Genomic DNA, 11,615 nt, shown 5'->3' with positions numbered 1-11,615 from the left:
GTTCATTCCGTTCCAGGTCACGGGGCGGCCGGGCCGCCCGGTCCGGGGAGGAGGCAGGGGGAAGCGTCAGGTCCTGCTCAGGGCGTCCGGGCCGGCACGGCCGTCGAGGACCGCGTCGAGCAGCGCCGCACGGGCATCGGTCTCGAACGCGGGCTCGGCCGCGGGGGGCTGGACGGGTACCGCGGGCGGCGGGACGGGGGCTGTGTCGCCCGCGGGCACCCAGTAGCGGTCACAGGCGAAGGGGTACGCGGGCAGCCGCACGGTGCGGCGCTCGCCTGCGGGATGCATCGCCTGCCAGTCGACCGGGGCTCCGTCGCACCACAGGGCCGTCACCCGGTCGAGCCGTCCGTCATGGAGGGACCGGGTCACCTCGGGGGCCTGCTCCGGCTTGCGCCGCACTCCGGCGCCCCGCGACCGCCTGATGCCGCCGGTGTGCCAGCCGGCGGGCTCGTCGCCCGCGAGGAACCGGTCCAGCGTGCCGAGCAGGTCGTCCATGCTTCCGACGACGAAGCCCAGGCGCCGTTCCATGGCCTCCCGGCCCACCTGGAGGGTGAACGCCAGGTCCGCCAGGTCCGGGGCGTGTCCGTCGCGGCGCGCCCGGTCGAGGAAGTCCCGCAGTCGTCCGGCCGTGGCACGCAGCCGGTCGCCGTCGCGGGCGGACAGCACGATGGCCTGGGGGGCGGTCGGGCGGGCCGGCTCCGCCGGTGCGGGCGGTACGGGCGGTGCTTCGAGAACGACATGGGCGTTGGCGCCGCCGAAGCCGAAGCTGCTCACTCCGGCCCGCAGGGGCCACGGCCGCCCGGTGGCGTCGGTGCGCGGTTCCCAGCGGCGCAGTTCGCGTACGACCTCGAATCCGCCGTCGCGCGGCAGGTGCGGGTTGAGCCGGTCGCAGTGCAAGGTCGGCGGGAGCTCGCGGTGCCGCATGGCGAGCAGCACCTTCAGCACGCCGGCCAGGCCTGCGGCCGACTCCGCGTGGCCGATGTTGGTCTTCACCGAGCCGAGCGCGCACGGCCGGGCCGCATGCGCCGGCCTGCCCTCGGCGGTGCGCAGCGCGCGGTAGGCACTGTCGAGGGCGTTGACCTCGACCGGGTCGCCCAGGCCGGTGCCGGTGCCGTGCGCCTCTACGTAGCCGATGCTGTCCGGGTCGATGCCGCGCATGGCGTCCTGGATCAGGGCGGCCTGCGCCTTGCCGTTGGGGGCGGTCAGCGAACCGGCGCGGCCGCCGTGGTTCTCGGCGCTGCCCCGGACGACGCCCCAGATGGCGTCGCCGTCCCGCTGCGCCTGGGCGAGCGGCTTGAGCAGCACCGCGGCGACGCCCTCGGAGCGGACGTAGCCGTCCGCTCCGGCGGAGAAGGTCTTGCAGCGGCCGTCGGGGCTGAGCATGCCCGCCATGTGCGTCGCGGCGAAGGTGTCCACGCTCAGCAGCAGGTTGACACCGCCCGCGATGGCCATCTCGCACCGGCCCGACCGGATGTGCTCGACGGCGCGGTGCAGCGCGACGAGCGAGCTGGAGCAGGCCGTGTCGACGGGTTCGCTCGGCCCGTGCACGTCCAGGACGTAGGAGATCCGGTTGGCCAGCATCGAGTGGGCGTTGCCGGTGGCGGTGAAGCCGTCGGGTGCCACGCCGCTGGCGTTGAGCAGGTGGTGGTAGTCGCTGCCGGAGACGCCGAAGTAGACCCCGGTGTTCTCGGGGAGGCGCGCCGGGGCGTAGCCGCCGTTCTCCAGCGCGGCCCACACGGTCTCCAGGGCCAGCCGGTGCTGCGGGTCCATCAGCTCCGCCTCCAGCCGCGACAGGTGGAAGAAGTCCGCGTCGAAGCGGTCCACGCCCTCGATCCGGCCGGCGAACTTCGGGAAGTCCGCCCGCGCGACGACATCCGCGTAGGGGCCGCCGTCGAAGCGGTCGCCGGGGTAGTCGGCGATCAGGTCCTCGCCCGCGCGCAGCTGCTGCCAGAAGGTGTCCAGGTCGTCCGCGCCGGGGAACCGTCCGGCAGCGCCGACGATGGCCACCGCGTCGTCGTCCGGCCCGGGCGCCGGCATCGGCACCGGGGACGGCTGGGCGGCGGCGACCGGCGCGGGTGCGTCGGTGATCGTGGGTGCGTCGGTGATCGTGGATGCGTCGGCGCTCGTGGGGAGGCTCAGCTCGGGGCCGTAGCGGTCGAGCAGGTACTCGGCGAGGCTGCGGATGTCGGCGCACTCGAAGAAGACGGCGGGGGTGAGGTCCGTGCCGAGGATGCCGTTGAGTTCCGAGGCCAGTTTGGCCAGCGCGATGGACTCGAAGCCGTACGCGTGGAAGTGCGTGTCGAGGTCGATGTCGGCCAGGTCGAACTTGAGCAGGTTGGCGACGGTCTCGCGCAGTGACGCGACGAGCGCCGCCGGCCCGTCCGCGACCGCCGGCACGGTCCCGGACGGCTCGACCGCCGGCCGCACGGCCTCCGACTGCTGCCGCTCCCCCGTACCGACCGGCGTCCGCAGCACCGCACGCGACGCCTGCGGCAGTGCCACGAGTGCTGCGCCGGCCTCGCCGGGGAGTGCCGGCTCAAGGTCGCCCGGTGTGAACTCGGCGTCCTCGATCCGGCCCAGCACGCTGCCGTCCTCGTCGAGGAAAGCCGCATGGAAGACGGCGTCGGACGTCCGCGCCAGCACGATCGCCCGGGTGCGCTCCCACTGCTCGCCCTGCACGGATCCGACCCGCACCACGGTGGCGTCGGTCCGGCCCCACGCGTGCTGAACACCCTGGACCAGCCCGGCGAGCGCCCAGGCCGGGAGGTGCACGTGCTGCTTGTGCGGGTCCTGGCACATGGCCGGTTCGGCGACCCGTACGAGCAGCCGGTGGGCGTCGAGTTCGGTGACCCCTTCGACGCTGCGCGCGTACGGCCGGGCGTCGAGGCCCGCGGTGCCGAGCGCGGCGTAGAAGCCGTCCCGGTCGAGGGTCGCGGGCGCGCTGCGCATCTGCGGCATCGAGGCGTCTTCGGCAGGCGCGGACGGTACGACGTCGGCGGCGAACCGGAGCGTGGACTCGTCGGCGTGCCACAGCTCGACGCGATGCGCGCCGTCGCCGGACGTGCCGAGCCGCCAGGTGAACGTCTCGGGGGTGTCCGCGGGCGACGGGAGGGCGGCCCACTGCGCGTTCCGCAACCGCAGCGGCCCTTCCAGCCCGGCGAGCCGCGCGAACGCCAGTGCCGCGTCCAGCAGCGCCACGGTGGCGTAACGGCGCTTGCGTCCCACGGTGTAGACGTAGTCGAGGAGTTCGTCGCCGCGCAGCCGGAGGGTGTAGCGCACACCGCCCAGGTCCGAGGCGTTGACGCCGACCCAGGGGTGCGCGCGCCGGGCGAAGGCGAGCGGCCGCAGCACGCTGGGCGCGTCGTCGTCCTCGGGGTACCAGCAGCGCACCTTGTCGAAGGGGTAGGCGGGCAGCGACTGCTTGGCCGGGCGGCTTCCCGCCGGCCACAGCAGGTCCCAGTCGACGCTCGCGCCGTCCGCCCAGTGCTGCGCCAGCTCCGCCTGCTTCCCGTCGCGCAGGGCCTGTTCGACGGTCGCCGCGTCGGCGGTGCGCCGGCGCCGCAGCGTGCTCGCCGTGAAGTGCACGTCTGCGGGCACGCCGGGTGACTCCGCCGTCCAGTCCACCGCGGACAGCCGGGCCAGGCGGGCCTGCGCGTCCGCGATGTCGTCCGCGACGAAGGCCAGCCGGCACGGCAGTTCGTTCTTGCCGGTCTGCAGGGTGTACGCGAGGGCGTCCAGGCCCGGTGCGGTCTCCCGTACGTGCTCGTGCATGGCGCGCAGCACCGTCTGCAGGGCCTGGGGCGTCATGGCGGAGAACACCAGCAGCCGCGGGCGTCCGCTGTCCGGTGCGGCGACGACCTGGCCGTCGTACTCCTCGACGACGATGTGCACGTTGATGCCGCCCGCGCCGATGGACGTGACGCCTGCCCGGCGCGGCGCCTCCTCGCCGCCGACCACGGGGCGCCGCCACGTGTCGCGGTGGCGCTGCACCACGAACGGGGTCTTCTCGAAGTCGATCGCCGAGCTGAGCGTCCCGGCGTGCAGCGAGGGCGCCAGCGTGCGGTGCTTGAGCTGCAGCAGCACCTTGGTCAGGCCGGCCATGCCGGATCCGGACAGCAGGTGCGCCACGTTGGACTTGACCGAGCCCAGCGCGCAGAACCCCAGGTCCTGGGTGTCCCGGCCGAACGCGAGGGCGGCGCCCTTGATCTCGATGGGGTCGCCGAGGGAGGTCGCCGAGCCGTGACCCTCCAGGTAGCTGATCGTGCGCGCGTCCACGGCGGCGTCGTCGAGCGCCTTCTCGATGGCGCGGGCCTGCTGCTGCGGGCTCGGCACCGTGAAGCCGTTGCGGACCCCGGCGTTGGTCATGCCGCTGCCCTTGATCACGCCGTAGATGTGGTCGCCGTCGGCGACGGCTTCGGCCAGCGGCTTGAGCACGAGCGTGCCCACGCCTTCGCCGAGGATCGTGCCGTCGGCGCCGAGGCCGTAACTGCGCACGACTTCGGCCGACTTGGTGGTGAAGTGCGCCTGCGAGGTCGCGATGAGGTCGAACGGGTGCAGCATCAGATTGATGCCGCCGACGACGGTCATGCGGCACTCGCCGCTGCGCAGCATCCGCACCGCCTGGTGCACACACGCCGACGCAGAGGAGCACATGGTGTCGAGGAACGCGGACGGCCCGGTGAAGCCGTAGTGGTAGGACAGCATGTTCGCCATCACGCCGAGCTCGCTGCCGCTGGTCGCGGTACCGCGCATCAGCATGTTCTGGAAGCCGTAGAGCGAGTAGCTGTTGTTCATCGAGCCGACGAGCACGCCGACGTCGCCGTCGTAGCGGCGCCGCAGCGTCTCACGTGAGTAGCCCGCGTCCTCCAGGGCCGTCACGCCCGCCTGCAGGAACAGCCGGACCTCCGGGGACAGCAGCTCGGCGTCGCGCTGGGAGATGTTGAAGTAGCGCGGATCGAACGCCTCGACGTCCCGCAGGAAGGTGCCGGTCTTGACGACGGTCTTTCCGTCGACGTCACGCTCGTCGAAGTAGATGTCGCTGTGCCGCCACCGCGATTCCGGGACGGGCTCGAAACTGTGCCGGCCCTCGCTGAGCAGCTCCCAGAACTCCTCCAGGGTGTCGGCGCCCGGGTACCGGCCTGCCATACCGATGACCGCGATGTCGTGGCGCTCCGGATCGGCCCAGGCCGGGCGGGCGCGCCCGGCGGCGGCCTCCACGGACGGCCGGGCGGCCGGGGTGGGCGCGGCCGCGGGCGGCTCCTCGACGGCAGGCCCCTCCGGGGCGGCCTCCTCGGGCGCGGGTGCTTCGGGGGCGAAGAGTTCGAGGAGCCGGTCACGGTGCTCGGCGACGAAGTAGCCGGCCACGCCCCGCAGATCGACGTACTCGAAGAAGAGCGTCTTGGGCAGCGAGCCGAAGGTGTCCTCCAGCTTGCTGGTCAGCTCGACGATGGAGATCGACTCGATGCCGTAGGTCTCCAGCTTCTCCTCGGCCAGGATGTGCTCCGCGTCCTGCAGGGTCACCTCGGCGAACAGGTTCCGCAGCAGGTCCTGTGTACGGGCGACGAGTTCGCTCTCCTCCAGGACGGCCGGCGCGGCCGTGTTCCGCTGCACCCCGGACGTGCGCGGCTCCGGCTTCGCGACGCGGTCCAGGCCCGCGTATCCGCGCAGCTTGGACCGCTCCCCGAAGAGCACCACGCGGCGGACCGGTGAGGCGGAGTGCAGTGCGCGCTCCAGTGCGTCCAGGCCGGTCTCGCTCGGCAGTGGCACGGTCCCGGTGCGCTTGCGCAGGTAGGCGAGGCTGGCGTCGTCCACGCGCATGCCGCCGTCGGCCCACAGCGGCCAGTCGACGGAGCGGGTCACGCTGCCGGCGGCCTGCCGTCGTGCGGCGAACGCGTCGAGGAAGGCGTTGGCGGCGGCGTAGTCGGCCTGCGCGGCGTTGCCGAAGGCGCCCGCCACGGAGCCGAACAGCAGGAGGAAGTCCAGGCCGTGGGCGCGCGTCGCGTCGTCGAGGTACGCGGCGCCGTCCACCTTGGGCGCGAGTACGGCGGCGGTGCCCGCGAGGGGCTTGCTCGCGAGGTAGCCGTCGTCGAGGACGCCGGCCGCGTGGAACACGCCGTCGAGCCGTCCGTACAGCGCGCGGATGTCCGCGACCGCGTCCCGCACGGCGGCCGCGTCCGTGACGTCCGTGCGGCGGTACGCCACTTCGCCGTGGGACAGCCGGGCCCGCAGTGCCTCGATGGCCCGGCTGTCCGGCGAGCGGCCGCTGACGACGACCGTGGCGCGGCGGCGCTCGCAGAGCCGCTCGGCGAGCAGCAGGCCGAGGCCGCCGGCGCCCCCGGTGATCCAGTAGACGCCACCGTCGCGCAGCAGGCTCTCTCCCGCCTCGCCACGGGGAAGTTCCACGAAGCCGTGCCGCAGTCGGCGGTCCTGGGCGTCGTAGGCGACTTCGGTGTCGTCTCCGGCGCCCGCCTCCGCGCTGACTACACGCTCGAAGCGGTCGGCGTCGCGGGGGTCGTAGCGGTCGAGGAGCACCAGCCTCCCCCTGAAGGAAGGGTTCTCCTGCTGTGCGGTCTTCAGCAGCGCCGCCAGGGGGGCGTAGACCGGCGAGTCCGGGGCGCCCGGGGCGACGACGAGCACGTGCCGTCCCGCACCGAGCAGTTCCCGGACCTGCGGGTAGCAGGCCTCGAACGCCGCCTTCATGGCGACGGCATCGGTGGCTTCCGCGGGAACGGCCAGCTGCCGGATGTCCATGCCCAGCCGTGCGGCGCTCGCCGCTGCGAGGTCGCCGTCCAGTGCGGCGTTGAGCACCGTCACCGGGCCGGCCGGGGTGGCCCGACCGGCTGCGGGGGCCGGGGCAGGGGCCTCCTCCCATACGCCGGTGACCTCCAGGAGCTCCCCTTCCGGGGCCTGGACTGCTGCCGGTTCTGCGGTGGGCAGTTCCCTCGACGTGTAGCCGGACAAGCGCACGCACAGCCGGCCGTTGCCGTCGAACAGATCGATGTCGGCTCTGGCCATGCCGCCTGCCGTGCCGCTGCCGGCCGGCCGCAGCCACGCCCACATCGTCGCGGTCGTCGCCGCGTGCACGGTGAGCCGGTCCAGCGCGAACGGCACCACGGGGGCGCCGGGCCTGCGCCAGCCGCCGTCGGCCGAACCGAGTGCCAGGGCCGCGAGGAGGGCGCTGTCGAGGATCGCGGGCTGCAGCGCCATGCCGTCCGGGGCACCCGCGGGGAGCCGCAGCTCGGCCAGCACGCCGTCCGGACCGCGGTGCAGGGCGTGGAGGCCGCGCAGGGCGGGGCCGTGCTCGATGCCGCTGGACCGCAGCGCGGCGTAACCCTCGGCGGCATCGACAGGCTGGGGGAAGCGCTCGCGCAGCGCGCCAAGGTCCGTCTTCTCGGCCGCGGCGGCCTCGCCGTACTCGACCCGGCCGCTGGTGTACGGCGTGCCGTGCTCGTCGGTGATCGCGTAGTCGTAGCCGTCGGCGGCAGGGGTCAGGCGGAGCTGCGGGGAGAGCACGGTGTCGCCGACGAGCAGCGGGCGGATCCACACCGCGTTGCGGATGCGGGGCGTCAGCCCGGCCCGGGCACCTGCGGCGGCGGCCCGTTCGGCTGCCACGGTGACGAGTTCCAGGGCCACCACGCCCGGGACGATCCGTGCGCCGTTGACGAGGTGGTCGCGGACGAATCCCTGGGTGGCGTCGAAGTGCAGGGGGAAGGTCCAGCTGCCGCCTTCCGGCGTGCCTTCGCCGAGCGGGGCGGGAGCGGTGTGCGTCGCGCCGCGCTCCGGCCTTCCCGTCGTCTCGTTCCGGTCCGTCCGGAACCAGTGCGGCGTGCGGGCGAACGCGTAACCGGGCACGTGCACGCGGCGGCCGCGCTCGGGCCACGGTGCCCAGTCCACGGCCAGGCCCTGGGCCCAGGCGGCCGCGAACTTGTCCCACCGGCCCTGCTCCAGCCAGCGCTCGGCCAGGGCCGTCAGATCGTCCGCGTCCAGGCCGTCGGGGGCCTCGGTTCCGGCCCGGCCGCGCGGGCAGTCCGCGGGCGGGCCGTCCCCCGCGGCGACGCTCTCCAGCTGTGCCGCCCACTCCTCGATGCCGCTTGCGCGGAACACCACGCGCTCGCGCATCGACACCCGGCCTTCGCGCAGCGTGCGGGCGGCATCGGTCAGGGACGGAGGATCGTTCTGCGCCATCCGGGTCCGGACCCAGCGGGCGAGCCGGGCGCATGTCTCGCGAAGCCGCTCCTCGTCCATGGCGGACACCGGCAGCCACTGTTCGCCGGCGTCCTCGGTGGCGGCCACCGGCTCCGCGGATTCCAGCAGGACGTGGGCGTTGGTCCCGCCGAATCCGAAGGAGCTGACGCCCGCGCGCAGCGGTGCGGACCCTTCGGCGTTCCAGTCGGTGAGGCGGTCGAGGACGTACAGCGGGCTGCCGTCGAGGTCGATGAGGGGGTTGAGCTTGCGGAAGTTGACCGTCGCGGGCAGCTTGCGGTGGCGCATGGCGAGGATGACCTTGAGCATGCCCGCGATGCCGGCGGCCCCTTCCAGGTGGCCGATGTTGGTCTTCACGGAGCCGATGCCGCACCGGTGGGCCGGAGCCTCCCCGGGCCGGTCCGCGCCCAGGTCGGCGAAGGCCTGCTTGAGGCCGCGGATCTCGATGGGGTCCCCGACCGGTGTGCCGGGGCCGTGGGTCTCCACGTAGGTGACGGTCTCGGGTGCGATGCCGGCCTTGCGGTAGACACCCGCGATCAGTTCGGCCTGTGCGGCCGGGTTGGTGACGGTCAGCGAACTGGTGCGCCCGCCGTGGTTGCTGCCGATGCCCTTGATCACGGCGTGCACGGCGTCACCGTCGCGGCGGGCGTCCGCGGCCCGCTTCAGCAGCACGATGCCGCCGCCCTCGCCGCGCACATAGCCGTTGGCATTCGCGTCGAACGCCCGGCACAGGCCGTCGGACGAGAGCATGCCCGCCTTGGCGAAGGCGATGAAGTGCCGCGGCGACCAGGTCAGATTGACGCCGCCGGCGAGCGCGAGGTCGCAGTCGCCGGCCTGGAGGGCCTGCACCGCCTGCTGCACGGCCACGAGCGAGCCCGCGCAGGCCGTGTCGTTGACGACGCTCGGTCCGCGGAAGTCGAAGTGGTGGGAGACCCGGTTGGCGATGATCGCGTACGCGGCGCCGGTCGGGTAGTAGGCGTCGATCTCCTCGACTTCCTGCTCCATCAGCTCGGCGTAGTCCCAGTGGCAGACGCCCATGAAGACACCGGTGCGGGAGCCCGCCACGCGGTCGGCCCGGTAGCCGGCGTCCTCCAGGGCGTGCCAGCTCATCTCCAGGGCCATCCGCTGCTGCGGGTCCATGGACTGCGCCTCGCGCGGGGAGATCTGGAAGAAGTCGGCGTCGAAGCAGTCGGCGTCGTCGACGAAGCCGCCCCAGACGCTGTTGGTCTTGTTGAATTCGCGGCGCGGGTGACCGAGGTGGTCCTCCTTTCGCCAGCGGCGCTCGGGGACCTCGCTGATGAGCGAGCGGCCCTCGGCCAGGTGGCTCCAGAACTCCTCGGGCGTGCGCGAGCCGGGCAACCGCAGGGACAGGCCGATGACGGCGATGTCCCGGTCGTCGGCGAGGACGCCGTTCTCCTTCTTCATGGCGCGTTCTCCGTCCTAGGCCGACTGGGCGCCGCTGCGCCGGTCGACGACGTACAGGGGGACCCCGAGCGGAGTCCGGCGGCGGGCGTTGCCGCGCACGTACCAGTGGTGCAGCCAGACCGTCGACGCCAAGGAGACGAAGGCCTGGTTCTCCTTCGTGCCGATCTGCTCGGGCGGGCTGTCGAAGACGCGGTCGCTGAACCGCTTCACGAAGCGCGCGTCGAGGACGCCGATCTCGTCGAGGGTGCCGGGGTCGGTCAGCAGCTCGCGGTAGTCCGGGCGGGAGCGGACGAACGCGGCGCTGTCCGGGGCGCGGTAGGGGAACTTCCCCTTCTTGACGATCCGTTCCGGCAGCACATCGGCGTAGGCGCGCTTGAGCAGGTACTTCTCGTCGTAGGGGTCGCCGAACCGCAGGTTGACCGAGGCGGCGCGGCGGACCACGGCGGGGTCGAGGAAGGGGCAGCGGTTCTCCACGCCGTGGGCCAGCGCCATGCGCTCGCCCTGGGTCGAGAGCAGGTAGCCGCTCAGGAGCGTGCGGAACTCCAGCCACTGGGCCTTCTGCACGGGGGTGAGCTGTGCGTAGCCGGGCTCACCGGCCACGAGTTCCCCGAGGGCCGCAAAGGGGTCGCCCGCGTTCTTGAGCAGCCGGGCGGCGAAGCGGCCGTTCTGGAACCGCATCTGATGGGAGAAGAGGCCGGGCAGGGTCTCCTCGGTGAACTGCCGGTAGAGGCCGAGCATCCGGCGGTGGCCGTCCTCACCGCTGAAGTGGCGCAGGTACGGGTAGAGCTGGCTCATGCGGCGCAGGCGGGTGTCGTCGTCCAGCTCGTGCCAGGTCGACAGCAGCAGCGTGTCCTTGAAGATGCCGTAGCCGAGGAAGGCCTCGTCGGCGCCCTCGCCGCTGAGCACGACCTTGATCCCTTCGCTGCGGACGTGGCCCGCCAGCAGGTACATGGGGACGAAGGCGGTGCGGAAGACGGGCACCTCGGCGTGCCGGACGGCTTCGGGGAAGGCGTCGACGACGTCCTCGTCGGTCACGCGCACGGTGGAGTGGCGCGTGCCCAGGTGTGCGGCCAGCTCGGCCTGTTCGGCCGATTCGTCGAACTCGGCGTCCTCGAACTCGATCGAGAACGTCCGCAGCGGGCGGCTCGTCCGCTGCGCGGCGAGGTGCGCGATGATCGAGGAGTCCAGGCCTCCGGAGGCGTAGACGCCGACCTCGACATCGCTGCGCAGGCGCACGTCGACCGCGGCTTCGAGGTCCGCGCGGACGAGCTCGACGGCCTCCTCCTCGCTCTCCGGGGCCGGGCCCGGGGCCAGGTCGAGCGTGGCCCAGCGGCCGCGCCGGACCTCGTCGCCGCGCACGGACAGATACTCGCCCATGGGGATCTGCTCGATCCCGCGGTATCCGCTCTGGCCGGGCAGCGGGGTCCAGGTGGCGAAGACCGACGCCAGCTGTGCCTCGTCGAAGGCGAACCTGAAGTCCGGGTAGGCCAGGAACGCCTTCATCTCGGAGGCGAACAGCCACGCGCCGCGGTGGCGCGCCACGAACAGCGGCCGCTTGCCGAACCGGTCGCGCACCAGGTGCAGCTCGCCGGTGACACTGTCGTAAAGGGCAAAGGCGAAGGCCCCGTTGAAGCGGGGCAGGCAGTCCAGGCCCCAGGCGACCCAGGCGTTGAGCACGACCTCGGTATCGGACTCGGTACGGAAGGCGAAGCCGCGGGCGGTCAGCTGCTCGCGCAGCTCCCGGTAGTTGTACAACTCGCCGTTGTAGCAGAGCCAGTAGCGGCCGTCGGCGCTGCCGACCGGCTGCGAGCCGGTGGACAGGTCGATGATGCTCAGCCGTACCGTGCCCATGGCCAGCCGGTCGTCGAGGAAGCAGCCCGCCTCGTCCGGGCCGCGGTGCTCGATCTGGGCGAGCATGCCGTGGATCAGGGTCTCGTATTCCTGCGGTGGCAGGGGGCTTCCGTAGAAGCCGGCGATGCCGCACATCG

The 11,615-nt window shown here is 73.0% G+C and carries 2 protein-coding genes; both read right to left on the bottom strand.

The genetic code is table 11. The features are described 5' to 3' along the window. Window positions 1–66: 66 nt before the first annotated feature. Window positions 67–9,627 carry an SDR family NAD(P)-dependent oxidoreductase gene (locus CPH93_RS33045; RefSeq protein ID WP_096214955.1) on the bottom strand — a complete coding sequence of 3,187 codons (9,561 nt, stop codon included), beginning with the start codon at window positions 9,625–9,627 and terminating at the stop codon, window positions 67–69. A 15-nt stretch (window positions 9,628–9,642) separates the two neighbouring features. After that, on the bottom strand, window positions 9,643–11,613 hold the full coding sequence (asnB, locus tag CPH93_RS33040) for an asparagine synthase (glutamine-hydrolyzing) (RefSeq protein WP_093481600.1): 1,971 nt from the start codon (window positions 11,611–11,613) through the stop codon (window positions 9,643–9,645). Window positions 11,614–11,615: the final 2 nt, after the last annotated feature.

Source organism: Streptomyces sp. 2323.1 (assembly GCF_900221035.1).
GTDB classification, from domain to species: domain Bacteria; phylum Actinomycetota; class Actinomycetes; order Streptomycetales; family Streptomycetaceae; genus Streptomyces; species Streptomyces sioyaensis.
Note: the sequence above shows the minus strand (reverse complement) of the source record. Positions and strands in the feature narration are given on the sequence as shown.

What these genes read in the sequence shown, in the direction of transcription:
- CPH93_RS33045 (WP_096214955.1), bottom strand. Translation starts at nt 9,627, where the DNA reads ATGAAGAAGGAGAACGGCGTCCTCGCCGACGACCGGGACATCGCCGTC.
- asnB (WP_093481600.1), bottom strand. Translation starts at nt 11,613, where the DNA reads ATGTGCGGCATCGCCGGCTTCTACGGAAGCCCCCTGCCACCGCAGGAA.